At 52.8% G+C, this 21,143-nt stretch carries 19 protein-coding genes; 14 read left to right on the top strand and 5 right to left on the bottom strand.

What is annotated here, in order from left to right; translation table 11 throughout:
• Positions 1 to 25: 25 nt before the first annotated feature.
• Positions 26 to 868, bottom strand: a complete 843-nt coding sequence (gene nudC, locus AC0LWN_RS12865; RefSeq protein WP_474665826.1) for an NAD(+) diphosphatase — start codon at positions 866 to 868, stop codon at positions 26 to 28.
• 255 nt (positions 869 to 1,123) lie between these two features.
• Here nudC and AC0LWN_RS12860 point away from each other — a divergent pair, with 255 nt between their 5' ends.
• Positions 1,124 to 1,978: an SDR family oxidoreductase gene (locus AC0LWN_RS12860; RefSeq protein WP_474665824.1), complete on the top strand. Its 855-nt coding sequence runs from the start codon at positions 1,124 to 1,126 to the stop codon at positions 1,976 to 1,978.
• Between the two features lie 41 nt (positions 1,979 to 2,019).
• Here the strand turns inward: AC0LWN_RS12860 and AC0LWN_RS12855 are convergent, their stop codons facing one another.
• Entirely contained in the window at positions 2,020 to 3,120 is a 1,101-nt protein-coding gene (locus tag AC0LWN_RS12855) for a UvrB/UvrC motif-containing protein (RefSeq protein WP_474665822.1), read from the bottom strand.
• 135 nt (positions 3,121 to 3,255) lie between these two features.
• Here AC0LWN_RS12855 and AC0LWN_RS12850 point away from each other — a divergent pair, with 135 nt between their 5' ends.
• The 6 genes from AC0LWN_RS12850 (at position 3,256) to AC0LWN_RS12825 (ending at position 10,101) form a co-directional block, all read left to right on the top strand.
• On the top strand, positions 3,256 to 4,077 hold the full coding sequence (locus AC0LWN_RS12850) for a MerR family transcriptional regulator (RefSeq protein ID WP_474665820.1): 822 nt from the start codon (positions 3,256 to 3,258) through the stop codon (positions 4,075 to 4,077).
• Positions 4,078 to 4,185: 108 nt separating this feature from the next.
• Entirely contained in the window at positions 4,186 to 6,189 is a 2,004-nt protein-coding gene (locus tag AC0LWN_RS12845) for an FAD-binding protein (protein WP_474665818.1), read from the top strand.
• A 400-nt stretch (positions 6,190 to 6,589) separates the two neighbouring features.
• Positions 6,590 to 7,357 carry a class I SAM-dependent methyltransferase gene (locus AC0LWN_RS12840; protein WP_474665816.1) on the top strand — a complete coding sequence of 256 codons (768 nt, stop codon included), beginning with the start codon at positions 6,590 to 6,592 and terminating at the stop codon, positions 7,355 to 7,357.
• A 142-nt stretch (positions 7,358 to 7,499) separates the two neighbouring features.
• The gene (locus tag AC0LWN_RS12835) at positions 7,500 to 8,183 is read left to right on the top strand and encodes a DUF6033 family protein (RefSeq protein WP_474665814.1); all 684 of its coding nucleotides are present in this window, start codon (positions 7,500 to 7,502) and stop codon (positions 8,181 to 8,183) included.
• Between the two features lie 133 nt (positions 8,184 to 8,316).
• Positions 8,317 to 9,738 carry a hypothetical protein gene (locus AC0LWN_RS12830; protein ID WP_474665812.1) on the top strand — a complete coding sequence of 474 codons (1,422 nt, stop codon included), beginning with the start codon at positions 8,317 to 8,319 and terminating at the stop codon, positions 9,736 to 9,738.
• 87 nt (positions 9,739 to 9,825) lie between these two features.
• The gene (locus AC0LWN_RS12825) at positions 9,826 to 10,101 is read left to right on the top strand and encodes a hypothetical protein (protein ID WP_474665810.1); all 276 of its coding nucleotides are present in this window, start codon (positions 9,826 to 9,828) and stop codon (positions 10,099 to 10,101) included.
• Between the two features lie 313 nt (positions 10,102 to 10,414).
• Here the strand turns inward: AC0LWN_RS12825 and AC0LWN_RS12820 are convergent, their stop codons facing one another.
• The 3 genes from AC0LWN_RS12820 to AC0LWN_RS12810 are packed head-to-tail and all read right to left on the bottom strand — an operon-like array spanning position 10,415 to position 13,906.
• Positions 10,415 to 11,611 (bottom strand): hypothetical protein, encoded by a 1,197-nt coding sequence (locus AC0LWN_RS12820; RefSeq protein WP_474665808.1) that lies wholly within the window; start codon positions 11,609 to 11,611, stop codon positions 10,415 to 10,417.
• A 50-nt stretch (positions 11,612 to 11,661) separates the two neighbouring features.
• Complete coding sequence (gene xylB, locus AC0LWN_RS12815) at positions 11,662 to 13,158, bottom strand: xylulokinase (RefSeq protein WP_474665806.1); 1,497 nt, start codon at positions 13,156 to 13,158, stop codon at positions 11,662 to 11,664.
• Positions 13,115 to 13,906 (bottom strand): GntR family transcriptional regulator, encoded by a 792-nt coding sequence (locus tag AC0LWN_RS12810; protein WP_474665804.1) that lies wholly within the window; start codon positions 13,904 to 13,906, stop codon positions 13,115 to 13,117. Before AC0LWN_RS12810 ends, xylB begins: the two co-directional genes overlap by 44 nt.
• 188 nt (positions 13,907 to 14,094) lie before the next feature.
• On the opposite strand from AC0LWN_RS12810, the gene AC0LWN_RS12805 reads away from it, so the two are divergent.
• From AC0LWN_RS12805 to AC0LWN_RS12775, 7 genes are read left to right on the top strand one after another with little or no spacing between them, the layout of a single operon-like run.
• On the top strand, positions 14,095 to 15,183 hold the full coding sequence (locus AC0LWN_RS12805) for an ABC transporter substrate-binding protein (RefSeq protein ID WP_474665802.1): 1,089 nt from the start codon (positions 14,095 to 14,097) through the stop codon (positions 15,181 to 15,183).
• Between the two features lie 22 nt (positions 15,184 to 15,205).
• Positions 15,206 to 16,765 (top strand): sugar ABC transporter ATP-binding protein, encoded by a 1,560-nt coding sequence (locus AC0LWN_RS12800; protein ID WP_474665800.1) that lies wholly within the window; start codon positions 15,206 to 15,208, stop codon positions 16,763 to 16,765.
• Entirely contained in the window at positions 16,743 to 17,687 is a 945-nt protein-coding gene (locus AC0LWN_RS12795; RefSeq protein WP_474665798.1) for an ABC transporter permease, read from the top strand. Before AC0LWN_RS12800 ends, AC0LWN_RS12795 begins: the two co-directional genes overlap by 23 nt.
• A complete protein-coding gene (locus AC0LWN_RS12790; protein WP_474665796.1) occupies positions 17,687 to 18,634 on the top strand; it encodes an ABC transporter permease in 948 nt (315 codons plus the stop codon). Before AC0LWN_RS12795 ends, AC0LWN_RS12790 begins: the two co-directional genes overlap by 1 nt.
• A gap of 52 nt (positions 18,635 to 18,686) precedes the next feature.
• A complete protein-coding gene (locus AC0LWN_RS12785) occupies positions 18,687 to 19,658 on the top strand; it encodes a phosphotriesterase family protein (protein ID WP_474665794.1) in 972 nt (323 codons plus the stop codon).
• Positions 19,659 to 19,674: 16 nt separating this feature from the next.
• Entirely contained in the window at positions 19,675 to 20,412 is a 738-nt protein-coding gene (locus tag AC0LWN_RS12780; RefSeq protein WP_474665792.1) for a creatininase family protein, read from the top strand.
• A complete protein-coding gene (locus AC0LWN_RS12775) occupies positions 20,409 to 21,128 on the top strand; it encodes a KDGP aldolase (RefSeq protein WP_474665790.1) in 720 nt (239 codons plus the stop codon). The genes AC0LWN_RS12780 and AC0LWN_RS12775 overlap by 4 nt, the downstream gene beginning before the upstream one ends.
• Positions 21,129 to 21,143: the final 15 nt, after the last annotated feature.

Genomic DNA, 21,143 nt, shown 5'->3' with positions numbered 1-21,143 from the left:
GTTAGAGAGCGGCGTTATACTTGCCTCAGGAATGGTGCTGAACCACCCAGTCGATGATTTTACGGGCAATGCTGACGTGGGGAGGAATGACCGGGAGCTGATCCAGCTCGAACCACTCGGCATGATCCAGCTCCTCGCCGTCCACGGTGATTTCCCCGCTCTCGTATTCCGCCAGGAAGCCCACCATCAGAGAGTGGGGGAAAGGCCACTGCTGGCTGCCAAAATAGGTGATGTTCTTGACCCCGATGCCTACTTCCTCCTGGATCTCGCGCTGCACGCAGTCCTCCAGCGTTTCGCCAGGTTCAACAAATCCGGCAATCAGTCCGTACATGTTGTTCACAAAATGGGGGGAGTGGGCCAGCAGGAGCTTATTGTCCTTAAGAATTGCGGTAATTACTGCAGGGGCAATCCGGGGGTAGCTGACCTGACCGCATGCCGGGCAGGTCCGTGAATGCTCGACTTGAGACAGGACAGTGCTAGTAGCGCATTTGCCGCAGAATTGATGGGTTTCATCCCAGGCAAGGAGCTGAATGCCTCTGCCTGCGAGGTGGAACAGGTCTTCGTCCAGCAGCTCATACAGGGGGCGCAGCGGGCGGAAAGCCATGCCCTCAGGCTCGGCCGTCTCAGCGGCCACCTCTGCTGCGAAACAAGGGATGTCTTCGAATGTTCCAAGGTAGAGTGTTCTAATCGGAGTCATGGATAGCTCTTCAAGTGATCGTGCCAGAGGGATGCCGGTCAGCCCGCCAGTTTCCGTAACCAGCAGCTTGCCGGAGTGGAAGATCAGCCAATAGGCGGAACCGCTGAAGTCAGGGTCAGGGCTAACTGCCGGAATATATCGTTTATAAATGCTTGCTCTTGGTTTAGACATGGCGCAAGACCTTTCTGAAAGTGAGTGTTTACTATTAAGAATAGCAAAAAGCGGGTAGGCTAACAATTATGCAATGAGCCTGCGCATATTACGGCTGAATGTACAGATACAACGTGCTCTGGATGAGCCGTTTTTTTGTGTTTGACATTTCGCCTACTTGTAACTAAAATGGTTACATGTAGAGAGGTTCTTTACAACAAACCCGGCAAGTATCAGGTATTACATTATAAATATACCCAAATGGAGGAATGAAAAATGAAAATCGCACTAACAGGAGCAACAGGACATTTTGGTTCCATTGTGGCAGAAGCTTTGCTGAAGTCGGTTCCGGCAGACAGCCTGGTAGCCAGTGTCAGAAACCCGGAGAAGGCTGAAAGTCTGCGGGCCCGCGGAGTAGACGTTCGTCATGGTGATTTCGACAAGCCGGAGACGCTGGATGCGGCATTTGCCGGAGTGGACCGGCTGCTGATCGTATCGGCAGACGGAGACAATGACACCCGGATTCGCCAGCATAAGGCTGCTGTCGATGCTGCCGTGCGTGCCGGTGTCGGCTTCATCGTCTACACCAGCGTAGGCCGTGCCGATAGCAGCTCGCTTTTCCTCGCTCCAGTACACAAAGCAACGGAGCAATTTATCCGCGAATCCGGTATCCCGTACTCCTTCCTGCGCAATAACTGGTATCTGGAGAATGAGGCCGGCTCCATCCAGGCTGTACAAGCAGGAGCGCCTTGGGTGACTTCGGCGGGTGAAGGCAAGGTAGGCTGGGCGACACGCCGCGATTATGCTGAAGCGGCAGCAGCCGTACTGGCAAGCGAAGGCCATAACAATACTGTATATGAGTTGTCTGGCACACCGGTAACCCAGGCAGAGCTTGCGGCGATTGTCGGAGGAGTGCTTGGCAAGGAGGTTCAGGTGCAGCAGGTTGATGATGCTGCGTATTCCAGCATTATGGCTGGAGTGGGAGTGCCGGAGGCAGCCCTGCCAATCGTAGTTGGAATCCAGCGTGCGATCCGCGAAGGCGCACTCGATATTACCAGCAGTGATTTCGCGAAGCTGCTGCAGCGTCCGCTTACACCGCTTAGCGAAGGCGTAAAAGAGTTGCTGGCCTAAATTCAGACTTATCTTCAATAGAAATGACAATCCCCTCGCCATCAGATCAGGCGAGGGGATTTTTTAATATTCTGAAGCAGTTCGCTGACCGCTGCAGCCAGCTCAGACTCGTTCTCCGCCGCAAGCCATTCCTCAGGAATCAGGACATAGCTGCCGGAGCTGCTTGCCAGGTGGCTGTAAATGATCTGGGCTTCGTCCAGCTTGTGGCGGCTGATTTCCTCCGGCTCCCTGCTTACTAGCTTCCCAAAGCTGTCCGTAATGGCTGTCTGTATGACGCCACAGAGCTGCTCCATTGGCATATCCCCGGCCTCCAGCCTGGAACGGAAGATAATCTCGCTGCCTTTTATCAGCATAAGCTTAAGGGTCTGTTCATTTATTGGCTCAAGGACGGCGATGTTCTGGTTCTGCGCAGTGAAGCCGATCACCTTCTCCTTCTGCAGCAGGGAACGGACGGCGGTGACATAATCGCGGTATTTGGCCGCAGTCTCGAACTCGAAATTCTCCGCAGCGGTGTTCATGCGCCGCTCCAAATCACTCAGTATTCCATTGTCATTCCCTTGCAGCAGTTCAATAACATCGCCAATAATTTCATTGTACCGCTCAAGCGCTGCCCCGCCCCCGCACATGCCGATACATAAGCCGAGCGAATGATTGAGGCAGAAGGTGCTTTTGGCATGGGGCGTGCTGCAGAGAATCTTCTGGCATTCCTTAATTCCCTGCAGCGCACGTTCAACTGTACTCCTGCTCGTATAAGGTCCAAAATACAGGCTATCCTCAAACTCGCCGGGATCATAGGTTACGGCTAGCTGCCGGTAAGGAGTATCTGTGCGAATGGCAATATAGCTGTAGGCGAGCGGATTCTTCATTTTTTTGTTGTACATCGGTTTGATTTCCTTAATGAGCTGGCACTCCAGCAAAAAGGCTTCAAATTCCGTATCGGTGAGCCTGTAATCGAGATCTCTGATGTGTTTTACCAGCTGCTTAACCTTGGGGGAATGACCTTTGGAATTGTAAAAATAGGACTGTACCCGTTTCTTTAGCTGTTTGGCCTTGCCGACATAGATGATATGGCCCAGACTGTCCTTCATCAGGTAGACGCCGGGCGATAACGGGAGCTCTGCTACCTTCTCTGCCAAATCCATGAGGTTCCCTCCAAGTTCGCGTGCTCTAGTATATTTCAGTATAAACGATGTGACATAATCCACAAAGCCTCCTATGAAAACCCTCTATCATAAATAATAGGAAAGATTGAAAGCAATGAGGCTGGGGGGCTTTTCATGAAATATTCAATCGGCGAGTTTGCCTCAATTCTGGGTGTGACGGCGGATACATTGCGGCTCTATGAGAAGCATGATATTGTCCGCCCCATGAAGGATCATCATAACAATTACCGCTATTTCAATGATTTGGACGCCAGAAATTTACTGTCGAGCCGGTGGTACCGGAGCATGCAGATTCCGCTGCAGGATGTCGCCGGGCTGATTAATGACGCTCCTGCCGAGCAGGTTCTGGAGTCTATCGCCGCCGCACAACTGCAGCTGGAGGAGGAAATTAAGCGCAGTACCATGCTGCTGGATAAAATCAATGAGATCCACACGGAGCTGCGGAGTATCGGCGAAGCTTTTTATACATGCCGAATCAAGCAGGTCCCCGGAATGTACAGAGTTCAGCAGACGAACAAAAATCATTTGCTGCAAAAGGATTGCATCAAAAGAACAGTGCAGGCCTGGATGGAGCTGCTGCCCTTTACGTTCTATTCCTTCAGAATCGAGAACACGGAGGATATTCTAGGGAGTGCAGAGCTGGAATATAGCTGGGGGCTGGCCTTGCTTGAAGCCGATCAGCAGCGGCTGGGGGTTGATGTAAATGAGAGCATGGAGTACATTGAGCCGTCCACCTGCATTTCCGCAGTGATTGCCAGCTCCTATGAGGAGGATCTTGGGCGGGAGGCCTTTCAATTTATGCTGGATTACGCCCTCGAGCAGCGCTATGCCATCACCGGCGATATCAGCGGCAAGATTCTGTTCACGGAAAGAAAGAGCGAAGGAAACACAACATTTCTTGAAATCAACATTCCCATTGGGAAAAATTTCACATAACATTCATTGACCTTGGTGCTGCACCAAGGTTTAGACTCTGTGCGTAGGCTAGCGGTCCCGCCAGAAAGAGACAGGGGGCTGCGCACTAATCACACAGGGGGGAAACTAATGCGTAAGCAAGCACAGAACAAAATGTTATTGTTATCCGTGTGTCTCGTCATGATTCTGTCGCTGATCAGCGGCTGCAGCGGCAATAATTCGGCCGAGCCGGCCGCTGCGGAGCAGCCGTCAGCATCAGCATCGGCATCGCCTGAGGCGACGCAGCAGGCGGCAGAGAACAGCGGGGTACCGGCTTCTTTTAAAGCAGGAACCTATAAGGCGGAAGCCGACGGGAAGGACGGAAAGATCCAGGTGGAAGTCACTCTGGATGCAGAGTCGAAGATTACCGACATTAAGGTGGTCAGCCAGAAGGAGACCGCAGGGATCGGCGTTGAAGCCATCAACAAGATCAAGGATGAGATCATTGCAGGCCAGACCCTGGCGATTGACGCTGTCAGCGGGGCTTCTGAATCCAGCAAGGCCATTCTGACCGCTGTTGAAGATGCTGTGAAGCAGGCGGGCGGCAATGTGGAGGCGTTCAAATCCAGAACGGTAGCCAAAGCAGGCGAAGGCAAAACCGAGCAGCTATCGGCGGATGTTGTCGTTGTAGGCGCGGGCGCATCCGGTGTGTCGGCAGCCGTCTCGGCGGCAGACAAGGGCGCGAAGGTTATTATCATTGAGAAAACAGCGACCATTGGCGGAGCGAGCAATCTGTCCTGGGCAGGCAAGTTCTACAACTCTTCGGCTGCTGTCAGCAGCGGGCTGAAGGTAAATGTGGAGAAGGAAATCTCGGAATGGATCGTTAACAATCACTGGAGAGTTGATGCGGCGGCCATCCGCCAGTATGTGACGAAGTCCGGTGAAACCTATGATTGGCTGAACAAGAAAGGCTATAAAACTACCTTTATCAATTTTTCCGGGGAGCAGTTGCATATGCTTCCGGCCTACGAAACCCGCCAGCCGACCCTCCGGGCGATGCTGCAGGCATCGGTAGAGAAGGGCGGCGGACAGGTCCTCACCGAAACAACCGCCAAGAAGCTGATTACCGGCGCTAACGGTGAAGTGACTGGTGTAGTAGCTGAGAAGGCTGACGGCACAACGCTTGAAATTACCGGTAAAAGTATCGTCATGGCCACCGGCGGTTATGCCGGAAATAAAGAAATGGTTAAAGAGGCCTTCGGCTTTGAAGGCGTCAACGGCGGGCTGGGCCAGAATGTCGGCGAAGGGCTGAAGATGTCCTGGGATGCCGGGGCCAAGGTTCCCGATAATTTCGGCGGACAAATGCTGCACCAGACCCTGGCGAGAGCCACGGAGAAGCTGAAAGCACAGTACAAGCCGTTCGAGGCCAGCTATCCGCTGATGCTCTCCTACCTGCCTACGCTGATGAATGTCGGTCCTTCGGGAGCGAGATTCAGAGACGAAGCGGCTACACTTACTGCCGTAGCTGCTGCCAATACCAGTGCTTTTAACGGCGCGTATCACCTGGTAATCGTCTCGAAAGCACAGATCGACGCCTTGAAGGCGAAAGGTATGAATGGTGTAAAAGCGCCTGCGTTGCCAGGAATGCCGCCGGAATTCTATGCCTCCTTCAAGGATCAATTCAAGCTGGATAACCCTTGGAAGGATGCCGATAAAGTATTCGAATCCATGGTCGCCAATGGTGATGGTTATAAAGGCAACACCATTGAAGAACTGGCTAAGAATGCTGGCATGGATGCCGCCGTGTTCAGCGATGCCTTCAAGAAATATCAGGAGGCAGCGAAGACAGGTGTAGATACCGAGTTCGGCAAAGCGAAAGAATATTTGCTTCCGATGGGAGAGAGCGGTCCATATTACGCCATTATCGCAGAAGTTAACAATCTGGGTTCGGTTGGCGGACTGCTGGTCAATACAAAGTTCCAGGTGCTGAATGACAAACGGGTGCCAATCAAAGGCCTGTATGCGGTCGGGCTTGAATCCGAAGGCGTATTGTTTAATGATACTTATGTCGGTAACGGTGTGGGCCTCGGCTATTCATTCACCTCCGGCCGTCTTGGCGGCGAGGATGCAGCAGCAGGAGCTTTGGGAAAATAAGCTTTAGCGTTTATGAGTAAGGGGGAAGCCAGTGGCTTCCCTCTTTTTGCGTGGTAGTTTTGGTTACTTTTATGATAAGATGATATGGAAATCAGTGGATATACGCTGATGAATCTGCTAGAGGAGTTAATCTAATGGTGATCAAATTCGGTAACTGCCCGGTGCGGTTGAGGGAACCTGATAACAGGATGTACCGGGCGTAATAATTAGAGCTGTTATCAGTTTGATATATAAGTTGAACTAAGAAACATAAAAAGGGCAGAAGTGACAGAGGGAGTCCAAACATTCCCCGCAGTTACGACCAGACCCCAATATGAAAATCTCTAGTTTAGCTTATTTAGATCAACTGCACCTATCCGCATAGCTGTTATTATTCTAAAATGCGAGAGGGGTACAGAATATGAATATCAAGGAATTGAAGAAGCAATGGCTGCAGGAGGAACAGAGAGTCTTCAAGGGTTGGGATTTCTCATCGCTGGATGGGCGTATGGCAGGGGATGAACCGCCTTGGAGCTATGAAGCGGCTGTTAGACTATATATAAATGACAAGACCACCCTGCTGGATATGGGCACAGGCGGAGGAGAGTTTCTCTTATCTCTGGACCCGCCAAGGGGGAAGACCTTTGCCACGGAAGCATACCCGCCCAATTATGAGCTGTGCAAGAAGCTTTTGCCGCCATATGGCATTGAGGTTAGACAGGTGTTCAGCGACGATAGGCTGCCATTTGAGGACGGATTCTTCGATGTGGTGATCAACCGCCACGAGTCGTTTTCGATTCAAGAGGTGTACCGGATTCTGAAGCCGGGCGGTGTGTTTGTAACCCAACAGGTGGGCGGGCAGAATAACCGGGCTTTGTCCGAAATGCTGCTTGGCGGAGAAGCTGCGGCAGTGGATGAGGCTTTTTACTTGGACGCGGTTTGTGATGAACTGCGGCGGGGCGGATTTACCGTGTCTTCGGCTGCGGAATGTTTCCCCGAGCTTAGGTTCTATGATGTAGGGGCGCTGGTATATTTCGCTAAAATCATTGAATGGGAATTCCCCGGCTTCACCGTGGAGAAATGCTTCGATAGGCTCTGTCTGCTCCAGCAAAGACTTGCGCCAAGAAGGCTGCATCCGCAGCACGGAGCACAGGTTTTTCATTACGGCCGGCAAATAGCCGGGCAATAGATTATCAAACTGCGGCTTGACTTATAGGCGGCTGCGCCAAGCTTCTCAAATCGACCACTTCGGCTTGCCGGAGTGGTTTTTAAGATATCTTTCTCCCGCAGCCGATATAAAGGTTACGAGCATCTGAGAGGAGGAATATAAGATGAATATTCCCATAAACGGAATCAATCCCATCTCCTTAACCCGGCCGCCGCAGCAGCCAGAGATCAAAGCCTCTACTGAGACTTCTCCGTTTAGCTTCACTGCAACCTTGGCGGCTGTTACCGCTGCAAGCCAGGCGCAGGTACAGAGAATTAAGCGGAAATATGGCTTGAATGTCGGCATTCTATCGGTCGATAGTGACGAGAAGGAAATTACAGACCTCGGTGCAAGTAACAGCTTGCCGGAGCTTGTGATTGCTCCAAATATCCTGCAGCAGATGGTTAAGGACACTGTCTTAAGCAAGAAGGTATACAGTTATATTGATGATTTCGTCAATGAAGAGCCGAAGGGTCTGAATCATATGGGGCAGAAGCTGGGGATGAAGGCGATGGGCCGCAGTCTGATTATACATAAGGACGGCACATTCACAGTGTATGGATCATCTTCGGCAGCCTCCCCGGAGGATGTGGAGAAGCAGCAGGAACTGAAGAAAAAAGCGCGGGAAACCTCTGGAGGGCTCCAGTCATTTCAATCCGCGCTTCCGGTCTTATCCAGAAACCTGCTTCCCCCGCAAGGGGATGCTCATTCGGTTTCGGATGCAGTTTCCGTGCATGAAGCACCGTCACAGGAATGGCTGCACCAGATTTTGCTGATGCGAGCCATAAGGTCACACAGAGGACACTGACTTCGGGTTAAGTAGTTCACCAGAGGGATTACAAAGTTTACAAGACAATAGACTCCATACGAACAATAGCCCATCCTCCTGCATAGCATGTAGCACCAAATTGCTAGATGTAGGAAGGGGGGGCGCATTCAATATGGGCATTCAGCTTACAGCCATTCACTGGGTTTATCTGGCCTTTATTGTGTTTATACTGGTGCTGCTGATCCGGCGGCGCGATACGACGATGATCTGTGTGGCCGGTATTTTTGCCTTGGGGCTGCTAGCGACGGAGACGCTTAGCGGCTCGGTATCGGGGATTTTCAATTCCTTTGTTTATGCCACCAAGGAGCTGCTTGGGACGATCATGATCATTTCCATCATTGTGGCGATGAGCCGGATTCTCATCATCACCGGCATCAATGAGACGATGGTTGCCCCGGTTACCCGTTTTTTGCGCACGCCGGCGATGGCTTATTGGGGAATTGGGCTGATTATGATGGTGACTTCCTTCTTCTTCTGGCCTTCGCCTGCGGTTGCACTGGTAGGCGCGGTCCTGCTGCCGGTAGCCATCCGGGTCGGATTGCCCGCGCTCGGCGCTGCAATGGCAATGAATCTGTTCGGTCATGGAATCGCGTTATCCGGGGATTACATTATTCAAGGCGCGCCGAAGCTCACCGCAGATGCAGCGGGGCTTCCGGTCTCAAGTGTGATGGAAGCGAGCATTCCGCTTGTTATAGTGATGGGTCTTGTGACTACCGTCACCGCATTCTGGATGATGCGCCGTGACCAGAAGAACGGCTCCTGGAGAGACGGACTGGTCTCCGCCAAAGGCTCAGGCGGGAAGCTCAGGGGACCGGATGCGAATTCGGTGGAGGAGGCTCCGGTTCAGCTCGCTCCCCGTCTGCGGCAAGCGCTGGCCATTGTCATTCCGCTGCTCTTTCTGCTGGATGTAGCGGCGATGTTTGCGCTTGGCCTGCAAGGCGGAGACGCCACGGCCCTCGTCGGCGGAACTGCCGTGCTCATTTTGATCGTCATCACGCTGCTGGCCCACCGCAATCAAGGGCTGGAGAAAATCACCTCTTACCTGATCGAAGGCTTCGTCTTCGGCTTCAAAGTATTCGGCCCGGTCATTCCGATTGCAGCCTTCTTCTACCTCGGCGATTCCGCCTTTGCCGAACTGTTCGGCAAGGTGCTGCCGGAGGGCTCGCACGGCATCGTGAACGATCTTGGCGTCGCTCTGGCGAACGACGTGCCGCTTAACGGTGCTGCAGGAGCCGTAACGATGACGGTGATCGGAGCGATCACCGGTCTCGACGGCTCCGGCTTCTCCGGCATCTCGCTGGCCGGCTCGATTGCCCAGTTATTTGCCGCCGCCATTCACTCCGGCGCGGCAACGCTGACCGCCCTGGGCCAGGTGGCCGCCATCTGGGTTGGCGGCGGCACCCTGATTCCGTGGGCGCTCATCCCGGCGGCTGCCATCTGCGGTGTCAGCCCGTTTGAGCTGGCCCGGCGCAACCTGAAGCCGGTCCTGCTTGGACTTGCGGCGACGACGATTGTCGCCATGTTTCTGGTCTAGCTGCTGCGGGGATGATGAATAAGATTAGCTCTCTTCATCCATGCTAAAAGGGAACAGAAAGCGTGCCTGAAGGGAGAGATATACATTATGAAGCATTACGAGTCCAGCCAGCGGACCAACAGTACAGTGGATCAGGCGCAGGATGCGGTGACCCGGCTGCACAATTCAGTGAGCCAGGCGCTTAGCCATCCGAACGAACAGACCATTACCCAGGCGGAGAACAGTCTGGAGCATGCCGAAGAAGCGGTCCGCCATGCCCCGGAAGGCTCCGTGGGAGGCCATGGGGTGGATTTGACCGAAGAACGGCTGGAAGCTGAAAAAAGCAGACTCGCCGAAGTGGAGAATCTGAAAGGGAAACAATAAGCGTCACAATTTCATGTGCAATTTCATGTACAGCTTTATGAAATAACCGACTGCTTTGGCATTTCCGGCTTATTGCCGGGAATGCTTTTTTTGCTGTTAAGAGTAACGAATTAGTTGCTTCTAAAAACATCTATTAATAGCAAAAAATCCTTGCTCCAGTACCTGCTTCACGATCTTCAGATTGTTGCCGCCACGTCAGGTACGCCTTAGCCTGCCGGGATTTTCATGCTCATCTCTCGTCTCGTATGTTTTCTTAGCTATTCGACATGTGAAACCAAAATCCATTCCAGGCATCAAGAAACTTCACAGATGCTTACCGGGCATCTTTTGCAGCAGCAATGGCATCCGGGAGCCATGCCAGTCTAGCCTGCGGGATCAGCCCATAATTGTAGAAGACAAAGCCGTCCGTACCGGATACTGCAGCTTCGGTCACTTTTTCAATCAGGTTCGCCTTGCTTGTCACCTCGGGATAGAACAGCCTGAGGCCCGTATACAGCTTCGCATCTCCTGAGGAAGCCCTGCTGTCAGTCATATCTTTGCCTATGGCAGGAGCATCTGTATCGTAACAGCAGACGACGATCCCGTCATTCACTCGGCTAATCTCGGCGAAATCAACTCCGAACAACCAAGAGGAATCAGGTGTAAGCAAGCTGAGGAAGAACAGCTTGGTACGCTCCGGCATGATATTCTTCAATTCTTCAGCCAATGATGTAACCACCGTCGATCGCCAGCGCAGATATGACTCCACCGCCGGTGTGCCTCGGAAATAATCAATACCCTGAGCCATAAAGGCCTCATCATCACTGACCGGCAGCTCTCGCTCGCTCATCTCTTCAATCCAGCTTTTCACCAGAGCCTGAGCTTCGGTCAAATCCAGACCTTCTCGCAGCGCCCTTGCCTTGCAGGCGTCACAGAAGCAGAGTGACAGCAGAAATTCATCCTTCCGCGTCAGCCCTACACCGTCCTTCTCATGATGAAACTCATGCGGGAAACCCATATAATTCAGTGATTCCAGCTCAAGTGCATAAAATGGATATTGCTCCGCCAGATCGGCGATCATTGTCTTCATGTAGAGGCGCACGCCCTCATGGCCAGGACACAGATTGTAATAATATGCATCTCCGAAGGCGTTATGCACCGTCATCTCCGGGTAACGCATTCCGAGTAGCGTGTTGTGTAGGCAAACGGTCCATCCCGAGACCTTCAGATTATGCTTATCCGCCGCCTCGAAGGTACGGTCCCAGAAGCTGGCGTTGTCACGGATCAGGGAAGCAGCCGAAGGCTGAATCAGCGAATCGGCATAGCGCTCCGGCCGGAACGGAAAATATAAGGTGCCATCCTCGGGAAAATACACTTTGCGCTTCGGACTGCGCGGTTGCAGAAAACGGCCCGCATGATAGCTGGTTGTTATGCTGACACCGTTCAGACCAGCGTCGGAGATTTCCTTAAATGCCCTGTCAATTCCGATGTCGAGCAGGTCCCAAGGATACGTCCACAAAGATAGGTGCATAAGTTCAAATCCCTTCATTCTAGTATTTGCGGTAAGCAGCAAAACATCCGTCAGCCGCCGAAACGCCGGTTGAACAGCGGCTCAAGCGCTGCACGGTATTCCTTGTACAAACTATACTCCTTGTTATACATACTCACAGCTTCCTCGTCAGGAAATATCTCTGTGCCTGCGCGGCTCAACTCTGTGGAAGCGGCGGCAAGATCAGGGAACATCCCGACTGCATGTCCACCCAGAATGGCGGCCCCGAGCGCGGAAGCGTCGGCCTGCTCCAGCCGCCGGACCGGAAGTCCGGATACCGAGGCTATCAGGCCAGGCCACAAACCAAGCCTCATGCCGCCGCCGCCCGTACCAAGGCGCGAAACCGGCTCTTCACCCAGCGCATTCATCCGCTCCAGTGTTTCTTTAATATTATACGAGATGCCTTCAAGGAGCGCCCGGAACAGGATTGACCGGTCAGCTCTCGTATCCAGACCGAGGAAGGCCCCTCGCATCGAGGGGTTAAATTGCGGAGAGCCACTGCCAGCGAGAAAGGGCAGGAAGATCGTCCCGCCGCTGCCCGGCGGAATGGATTGTGCCTCGCATGCCAGTTCCTGCAGCAGCTCATAGCTGACCTCGGTCTGAAGGAGCTGCGAGAACCAGTTAAGGCTTAAGCCCCCTGAAAAATGTGAGCCCAACGCATAGTATAAGCCTGGGACGGCATGCGGATGGTAAGTGATACCGGCCCCGCCTCCAGCCGGCACCTGGCCTGCAACCGCCAGCAACGTTGCACTGGTGCCGACGGTCAGAACCGCATCGCCAGGCCGGAGCGCTCCGGTTCCGAGCGCTCCGGCCGCCATATCTGCGGCTCCAGCAGCTACCGGGATGCCCTCGGGAAGCCCGAGTACCCCGGCCATTTCAGCTGTCAAGTGCCCTGCCAGTTCAAAGGGAGCCAGTACTGGGGGCAGCATCCCTTCCGGCAGGCCGAGCTCGCGCACCAGTTCAAGATCCCAACGGCCGGATCGGGGATCGAAGAATAGACTGTTCCCGGCATCGGTGCAGTCGGTATATATCTCTCCGGTCAAACGAAAGCGGACATAGTCCTTAGGGAACAGCAGCCACTCTGCTCGTGCAAAGGCCTCTGGGCGGCATTCCTGCAGCCACAGCAGCTTGGGTGCAGCGAAGGCATCGATAACTTCGTTGCCTGTAGACTCCAGAATTCTTCTTCCATAACGTTCCCGAAGCCACAAGGTCTGGGCACGGCTGCGGCTGTCTGCGAGTGTGACACAGGGGTGTACCGGCGTCCCATCACGGTCAATCAGCACTACTCCGCTCATATGTCCCGACAGCGAAATGGCCTCAACCTTACTGCTATCCTTATGTTTGAGAACAGCATGTGCCGACTGTACGACAGCCTTCATCCATTCCTCAGGCTGCTGCTCTGACCATCCAGCCTTCGGCATCATCGTGCGGTAAGGCTCAGAATGAACATTCAGCACTGCCCCGTCTGCGCGAAGCAGCATGCTTTTAGCTGAAGAGGTTCCCAAGTCCAAAGCCAATATGAGCGACATCCGATTCATCCTTTCTACTCTGTTCAGTTTCGGCGCCGGAAAAGCAAATATCGAGCGTGAAGCGGTCGCCGCGTATATAGCTTTCTACAAATTCAACGGCAGTCCCGTCAGCGAAATAGGCAATCCGCTCGGAATAAAAGATTGCATCGCCGTCCCGCACCTTCAGCAGCGCAGCGATCTGACTGCGGCAATTTATAGGCGAATAAGTATCACTGGCTCGCACCGGCACCTTGCCAAAATGCTGGGCAAGCGTATCATACAGCGATTCTCCGATCTGCTCCGCCTTTAACCCATGATAGATATCCCCATGTAAGTAAGATTTAACAACGGCAACCGGTTTGTTCTGTGCCAGCACGAGGCGGATATAGACCAATACCAGGCTGCCCGGGGCAATTCCGAGCTTATTGGCCACATAATCCGAGGCCTGACGGTGCTCGAAGGCAAGCAATTGATTTTTCGGCTCTACCCCCATCCGCCGGATATCGTCGGTGAATGTAGGCAGGCGCTCAGTAGAACGCTTAATTTTCGGAGGGGCGACGAAGGTGCCCTTTCCTTGAATGCGATACAGTATGCCTTCATGAACCAAGTCCATTATGGCTTGCTTTACTGTCCCTCTGCTGATATTGAACTTTTTTGCAAGTTCAGGCTCGCTTGACAGCTGCTCATCTTCCTTCATGTCAGCTATCATGGACATTAGCAGTGTTTTTAATTGGTAATATAGAGGCACATGGCCATCACGTTTAAGCATAAGTTCATCCTTTCCGGTAAAAACAAATATGACATGTAATAATATCTCACATAATCAGTTGACTAGTCAAGCAGACAGGTGCTATGATGTTGTTCAACATCACCGTCTTATGACGTAAGGTATATTTACTGTACCCCCTGAGTGCACGCAGGGCAAGATGTGAACATCAAATCTCGGGAGGAACAAGGATGAAGAAAAGTACAGTCTGGTTATTGGCAGCTATCATGATCTTGGGGACAATGCTGACAGCATGCTCCAGTGGAAGTTCGAACAATAATTCTGCAAGTGCAACGCAGGAGGCTAGCGCCTCACAGAGTCCAGCTTCATCCGAAGAGACTACAGGAACGGGCAAATACACCATCGGTTACGATATCTACTCGGTAGCCAATTCCTGGTCTGTTCAGCTTTACAAGGAGTTCCAGGCGGAAGTGAAACGCCACCCAGATTCCATTAAAAGTGTCATCTACACTGAATCCGAAGGCAAGGTCGATAAACAGATTTCTAACATTGAAGACCTGATCGTCAAAGGCGTAGACGCCATTATCATTACTCCAAATTCTCCTACTGCTCTTGTACCTGTCCTGAAGAAGGCTCAGGAGAAAGGTATCAAGGTCGTTCTGCTTGCTGCCAAAATCAACGCTGATTATTATGACTCTCTTGTAACAGTTAACGACTATGACTTCGGTGTGGCTGGTGCCAAATGGCTTGTTGACGCGATCGGCGGCAAGGGCAAGATTATCGCTCTGAACGGCATGGCCGGAATCTCGGTCAGTGATGAAAGATGGCAGGGCGCCAAGCAAGTATTCGATCGTTACCCGGACATTCAAGTCATCTCTTCAGTTAATGCCGATTGGGACTATGCCAAGGCTAAGCTGGAGGTAAGCAGCCTTCTCGCTGCCAATCCGCAGATCGACGGGGTATGGTCGCAGGGCGGGGGGATGACACTGGGAGCTATTGAAGCATTCCAGGCTGCCGGACGAACGCTCGTGCCGATGACCTCCGAGGATAACAACGGATTCCTGAAAAAATGGAACGAGCTTAAGGACAGCGGCTTCAAGAGTATCGCTGTCGCCAAGCCGACATGGCTGAGTGCCGAAGCGCTTCGGGTAACGCTGAATCTGCTTGACGGCAAGACGGTCAGCAAGAACCTTGAATTGGAGGTACCGCAGATTACAGCGGATAACCTTGCCAAGTTCGTCCGCGAGGATATGCCGGACAGCTTCTGGGCCAACACCCGGATGACCGACGAAGAAATCAGAGAGACTTTCAGCGAGTAAATTTAGAGGAGGAGGGTCGGCCATGACCATGCTCACAGAAGCAGAAATCGTGTTGAAAGGAAGCGGCCTGACCAAACGTTTCTACGGGAATACCGTTCTTGAGGATGTATCCATCGAATGTAAAAAAGGCTCCGTGCTTGCCCTAGTGGGTGAGAACGGAGCAGGTAAAAGTACACTGATGAATATTTTGACAGGAACCCTCGCGCCTGATGGAGGAACAATCATATTTAACGGCAGCCCCGTTACGTTCAGAAATCCGCAGGCAGCCCGCAGCATGGGCATCGCGATCGTGCATCAGGAGCTTAGCCTTCTGCCGGAACTATCTGTGGGGGAAAACATGCTGCTTGGATGCGAGCCAAGGTCCTTCGGCCTGATCCGACATCACAAACTGCACGAGATTGCCGCCGAAATGCTGAACAAGATCGGGTTCCGCATCGAGCCGCGGCGGCTAGTCAAGACGTTGTCGCCTGCGGAGAAACAGATGGTCGAAATCGCTAAGGCATGGATAGGGCGTCCGGCTGTGCTCATTCTGGACGAGCCGACTTCAAGCCTATCCAAGACAGAGACTGCACAGCTATTCAACTTAATCTGCAAGCTGAAGGCAGACGGCGCTTCTCTCGTCCTCATCACACATCGTATGGACGAAATCTTCGAGATTTGCGACGAAGCTGTAGTGCTGAAAGACGGAAGGATGAGCATTACTGATTCCACCGCCAATCTGACCAAGGACGATCTGATTCGCGCCATGGTCGGTAGAGAGATCACCCAGACATTCCCCCCGCGCCCAAATGCTGTCCAAGAGACGGACGAACTGCTTAGGGTAACCGATCTGCAGGATGGAGGACAGCTTTACGGCGTCTCCTTTACCATCCTGCGCGGTACCATCGTCGGTATCGGAGGTCTGGAGGGCCAGGGCCAGCGACAGTTGGCCCGTGGCCTGTTCGGAATCAACCCGTTCACCGGAGGTGAAGTAGTGCTTGATGGCACAGCAGTGACGCTGCGTTCCCCTACTCAAGCCATCGCCCACGGCATCGCCTACATCCCGGATGACCGCAAGCAAGAAGGCCTGGTGCTTCCTTTATCCGTCCGCGAGAACATGTCTATGCGTCACTTTGGCCTGGTTTCGACTCGCGGCATTATCAGCCGTTCAGCGGAGCGCAAGCAGACTGAAGAAGGAATTGCTCGGCTGGCCGTGAAGACCTCCTCGATGGAACAGCCGGTTCAGTCGCTTAGCGGCGGTAACCAGCAAAAAGTGATTTTCGCAAAATGGCTTTACGAAGACCCGAAGTTGCTCATTCTTCATGAGCCTACGCGGGGGATTGATATTCAATCCAAAGTGGAAATATACCGTCTGCTGCGTGAGCTAACCGGCCGCGGCGTCTCCATCCTGCTCATTACCAGCGATATGCTGGAGCTGATCGGCCTAAGCGACTCCATCCACGTGTTGTACGAGGGCAGGGTTGCCGGCTCCATTGCCGGAGCACAGGCTACAGAAGAAGACATCATGGCACTAAGCTCCGGACAGCACGCGAATTTTATAGAAGAAGGGAAGGCCCAACATGCTGCAAGGCTCCACACCTAAACATGCTAAATTGGCCATACCGGTCTATATCGTTCTGCTCATCCTGCTTTCGGTCACATCCTTCATGTCGCCCACCTTTAGAACAACTGACAATATGGTTAACATCATCGCTCAAGTAGCGCCGCTTGCCGTCGCTGCCATCGGACAGACACTCGTACTGCTGCTCGGCGGCATTGATCTGTCTGTCGGTTCCGTCATCAGCCTGGCAACTGTTATTATGGCGCTGTACAGCGACAAAGGACCTTTCGGATTGGCAGGAAGCATAGCCCTTTGCTTGGCTGCAGGTGCACTAATTGGCTGGATTAACGGCATCGGTATTACCCGATTCCGTATCCCTCCGTTGATCATGACCTTGTCGATGATGACAATCATCAAAGGGATTTCCCTGTATCTGCTCCCTTCACCGGGAGGCATGGTCAACTTGGCTTTCATGGAATTCATCACTTCCGGCTGGGGAATCGTCACCGTCTCCGGAATCATCATCATGGTGCTATATGCAGTCTTCTTCGTACTGTTGTCCAGTACGCGCACCGGCCGCTATATCTATGCTGCGGGCGGTGACGAGCAGCATGCCCTGAAGTCTGGTGTTCCCGTTATTCGCATGCATATTACCGGATATATGCTGTCCGGCCTTCTTGCTGCAGCTGCGGGAATGATCCTGTCGGCGCGCTTATTCTCCGGCGACCCTGTGGTTGGCGACCCGTATTCGCTAGATTCCATCGCCGCTGCGGTAGTCGGCGGAACAGCACTGACCGGAGGCATCGGCGGTATTATCGGCACATTGGCCGGGGTATTCCTGATCTCGATGACAAATAATATTTTGAATATGCTCGATATTTTTGCCTATTATCAGTACATTATTAAAGGCTTTATTCTAGTGTCAGCCTTGTTATTCTTTCAACTAAGAAGGAGGAGACGGTAATGAACATCGTACAGGGAGTGTGCAAGAAGCATAAGCAGACGCTAGGCGTCTTCGCACTGCTGCTGGCCGTACTGGCGGTGTCGGCCGTCCTCTCCCCACAGAGCTTTTCGACCTCCAATCTGCTTAATATTGTCCGTCAGGCCGCCCCGCTCGGGATAATAGCTATCGGGCAAACAATGGTGCTGCTGGTTGCCGGCATCGATCTTTCGGTTGGAGCCATCATCTCGCTGACCAACATTGCCGCTGCCTCCATTATGATGGGGCAAAATGGCAATATCGCGGAGGCTGTACTCATAACCCTGCTGATTTCTGCAGTTATCGGGCTTCTGAATGGAGTTCTCATCACACGCATTAATATTCCGCCCTTTCTGGTTACTCTGGCGATGTCCATGATCATTCAGGGTGTCTATATGGTCTATACCAAAGGATCTCCAAAGGGGAGCATTAGCAAAGGCTTCCGATACCTGTCAGACGGATGGATCGGACCACTGCCACTGGCCGGGCTGATTTGGGGGGCCTTCTGGCTGCTGTTTGCCTTTCTGCTATACCGTACGGTATGGGGGCGCAAGGTGTATGCGACCGGCGGCAACAGCATGACTAGTCTGCTGTCGGGCATCGCCTCCCGTAGAATAACTGTAATAATGTACACGCTGAGCGGACTTCTGGCCGGCTGCGCGGGACTTCTGTTGTCAGCCTATATTGGAGTAGCCTCCGTTGGCGTTGGCAACGATTATACGCTGGATTCTGTGGCTGCTGCGGTCATCGGCGGCACCGCCTTTACCGGAGGCAAGGGCGGCCTTGCCGGTACGTTTGCTGGAGTTCTAATTATGCTGCTGCTGCAAAGCCTTCTAACCATGCTGAACGTGCCGGAAGCCGGTAAATTCATATGCCAGGGCCTCGTTATCGCAGTCATGGTTGCGATTAATCATCTGCGCAGAAGCCGCTGAACGGAAATAGCATATCCAGCTACATTGACATAACAAGAAGGAGAGAACATAAATGAGCTTTATCCGTACAATGTTGGGAGATATCGAACCCTCATCAATGGGTTTCACATATTCGCATGAGCATATCGTATGCCGTCCTGGTCACTGGGTGGATCGTGGCGAGGATGATCTTCTGCTTGATGATCCAGCCAAATCACTTAAAGACGTCTTGGATTTCAAGGGACTTGGCGGCAACGCAATTGTTGATGCTACGGCGGTCGATTACGGCCGCGATATACCTGCAGTAAAACGTATCTCGGAAGAGGCGGGCATTCATATCGTCGGTACTGCCGGTTTTAACAAAAGCTTCCTATGGGATTCCAAGCGTCCAATGGGACAAGATACGTATGAAGATTGGATTGCGAGATCCACGATTGATGAACTAGCTAATTTCGTCATTTCCGAAGTCGAGGTTGGCATAGAGGGTACCGATGTGCGTGCCGGGCAGGTCAAATTCGGCACCGGCTACAATATGATCTCCCCACTGGAGGAGAAGACGCTGCGGGCAGTGGCCCGGGCGCACCATGCAACCAAAGCTCCGATGCATTCCCATACCGAGGTGGGAACGATGGCGCTGGAGCAGATTGCCCTGCTTAAGGAGGAGGGGGTCAACATTGAGTACTTGTCGATCGGCCATTTGGACCGAAATCCCGATACCTACTATCATCTAAAAGTAGCGGATGAAGGAGCCTTTCTTTCATTCGACGGAATCGGCAAGATCAAATACGCGCCAGAAAGCGTACGTATCAACTGTATACTTGAGCTGGTAAAACGCGGTTATGGTAAACAAATTCTGGTCAGCGGCGATACGGCGCGCAAGACTTATTATAAGCATTACGGCCACGGTCTCGGTCTCCGCTACATTATCGGTGAGTGGGTGCCGAGATTTATCGAAGAGGCGAACGCGGCGGGCTTCGACGGCAAAGCATTAATTGAGGATTTCTTCATCCATAATCCGAGCAAGTGTTTCACATTTAAAAAGTAAGGGGGTACGAACGCGAATGGATTATGCTAAGCTAACATCCGGAGAAGCTGCAGAGCTGCTGTCATCTCTGCCCACAGTTCTGCTGCCGATCGGCGCTGTGGAGGCTCACGGCCCTCATCTGCCGCTCGGTACAGACAATGTGCTGGCTGAAGGAGTTGCACAGAAAGTTGCGGAGAAGCTGGACAATGTCCTGATTCTCCCGACCATCGCATACGGACAAGTCTGGTCGTTGCGAGATTTCCCCGGCACCTTGTCCATTTCCGGTGAGGTGCTGACTGGATTCATCGCGGATATCGGCCGCAGCCTGTACCGGCAGGGCATTCGCCTGCTGGCTCTCATCAACGGACATATGGGTAACCTGACCGCGATGAAGGAAGCAGCTCGGGTGTTATTCGACGAATGTCCGGAGTTGAAGGTTATGTTCTTCACATATCCAGGTGTAGGCAAAGTTATACAGGAGGTCTGTGAATCAGACCGGCCGCACCCTTCCTACTTTCATGCTTGCGAAATCGAAACATCCTATATGCTGTACATCGCTCCGGAAGAGGTTCAAATGGACAAGGCGGTCAAAGAAAATCTGACCTTCCCTGCCGAATTTGAAGTCATGAATGTGCCGTGGCAGCAGGTAACGAAAAGCGGAGTGCTGGGAGACGCTACGCTGGCAACCGCTGAAAAAGGCAAGACCATTATTGATACAGCGGTGAACAATATCGTCACACTGATCCGCAAGGTTAGGAAGGACCAACATTCATGAGCAGTATTTTAGCTATGCCCAAAATTCAGAACCGCATCCTGTTTAACTTCCTGGCAGCCGATGCAGCCAACGCAGCCGAAGTTCTAGAGGCCTCGCACGGTTATACGGTTCCTGGCATCGTCTCCAGCAGCTACGCCGATGCAGAATCCGCCGCTGCAGCCGTAACAGCGCTGAAGCAAGTATCATCTGTTGTAAGTATCGGTCTGGGTGGAAATGGCGATCTGTCCCGCTGGAAGCATGTCATTGATATTGCACTCCTTTCCGACCCCGGACATATTAATCAGCCATTCCATAAAGCCCCTTTTGCGCTGGGTGTATTCGATCAGGCAGGGCTTCCGCAATACGTCAACGGCCTGCTCGCACCAACGGGCAAGGTGGGACTGATCCGGCTGGGTGACGGCCGCGAGATCGCTCTGGAGCCGTTCATGGAAATGGCTGCTTTGCTGGGCATCCCTTCCATTAAGGTGATGCCGGTTGGCGGCCTTGACCATCTTGATGAGGTCATAGCTATCGCCGAGGCCGCCGCTCGACACGGCATTTACGGTATCGAGCCGGCAGGCGGTATCCATGCCGGCAATATCCGCAATCTTATGGATGCGCTGCTAAAAACACCGATCCCGTTAATTATGCCTCATATCTTTGGCAAGACCATTGATCCGCAGACGGGCCGTACCCTTCCCGAAAAGGTTCGTGACATCGTCAGCCAAGTGCTTTAGATCAAAGTGACATCC

This window comes from Paenibacillus sp. sgz302115 (assembly GCF_056120445.1).
Note: the sequence above shows the minus strand (reverse complement) of the source record. Positions and strands in the feature narration are given on the sequence as shown.

Excerpts from the sequence above, each read along its gene's own strand:
- xylB (WP_474665806.1), bottom strand. The coding sequence starts at position 13,158 with ATGTCGCTCATATTGGCTTTGGACTTGGGAACCTCTTCAGCTAAAAGC.
- AC0LWN_RS12845 (WP_474665818.1), top strand. The coding sequence starts at position 4,186 with ATGCGTAAGCAAGCACAGAACAAAATGTTATTGTTATCCGTGTGTCTC.
- AC0LWN_RS12780 (WP_474665792.1), top strand. The coding sequence starts at position 19,675 with ATGGATTATGCTAAGCTAACATCCGGAGAAGCTGCAGAGCTGCTGTCA.
- AC0LWN_RS12800 (WP_474665800.1), top strand. The coding sequence starts at position 15,206 with ATGACCATGCTCACAGAAGCAGAAATCGTGTTGAAAGGAAGCGGCCTG.
- AC0LWN_RS12790 (WP_474665796.1), top strand. The coding sequence starts at position 17,687 with ATGAACATCGTACAGGGAGTGTGCAAGAAGCATAAGCAGACGCTAGGC.
- AC0LWN_RS12825 (WP_474665810.1), top strand. The coding sequence starts at position 9,826 with ATGAAGCATTACGAGTCCAGCCAGCGGACCAACAGTACAGTGGATCAG.
- AC0LWN_RS12795 (WP_474665798.1), top strand. The coding sequence starts at position 16,743 with ATGCTGCAAGGCTCCACACCTAAACATGCTAAATTGGCCATACCGGTC.
- AC0LWN_RS12820 (WP_474665808.1), bottom strand. The coding sequence starts at position 11,611 with ATGCACCTATCTTTGTGGACGTATCCTTGGGACCTGCTCGACATCGGA.
- AC0LWN_RS12805 (WP_474665802.1), top strand. The coding sequence starts at position 14,095 with ATGAAGAAAAGTACAGTCTGGTTATTGGCAGCTATCATGATCTTGGGG.
- AC0LWN_RS12785 (WP_474665794.1), top strand. The coding sequence starts at position 18,687 with ATGAGCTTTATCCGTACAATGTTGGGAGATATCGAACCCTCATCAATG.
- AC0LWN_RS12860 (WP_474665824.1), top strand. The coding sequence starts at position 1,124 with ATGAAAATCGCACTAACAGGAGCAACAGGACATTTTGGTTCCATTGTG.
- AC0LWN_RS12855 (WP_474665822.1), bottom strand. The coding sequence starts at position 3,120 with ATGGATTTGGCAGAGAAGGTAGCAGAGCTCCCGTTATCGCCCGGCGTC.
- AC0LWN_RS12850 (WP_474665820.1), top strand. The coding sequence starts at position 3,256 with ATGAAATATTCAATCGGCGAGTTTGCCTCAATTCTGGGTGTGACGGCG.
- AC0LWN_RS12835 (WP_474665814.1), top strand. The coding sequence starts at position 7,500 with ATGAATATTCCCATAAACGGAATCAATCCCATCTCCTTAACCCGGCCG.
- nudC (WP_474665826.1), bottom strand. The coding sequence starts at position 868 with ATGTCTAAACCAAGAGCAAGCATTTATAAACGATATATTCCGGCAGTT.
- AC0LWN_RS12775 (WP_474665790.1), top strand. The coding sequence starts at position 20,409 with ATGAGCAGTATTTTAGCTATGCCCAAAATTCAGAACCGCATCCTGTTT.
- AC0LWN_RS12810 (WP_474665804.1), bottom strand. The coding sequence starts at position 13,906 with ATGCTTAAACGTGATGGCCATGTGCCTCTATATTACCAATTAAAAACA.
- AC0LWN_RS12830 (WP_474665812.1), top strand. The coding sequence starts at position 8,317 with ATGGGCATTCAGCTTACAGCCATTCACTGGGTTTATCTGGCCTTTATT.
- AC0LWN_RS12840 (WP_474665816.1), top strand. The coding sequence starts at position 6,590 with ATGAATATCAAGGAATTGAAGAAGCAATGGCTGCAGGAGGAACAGAGA.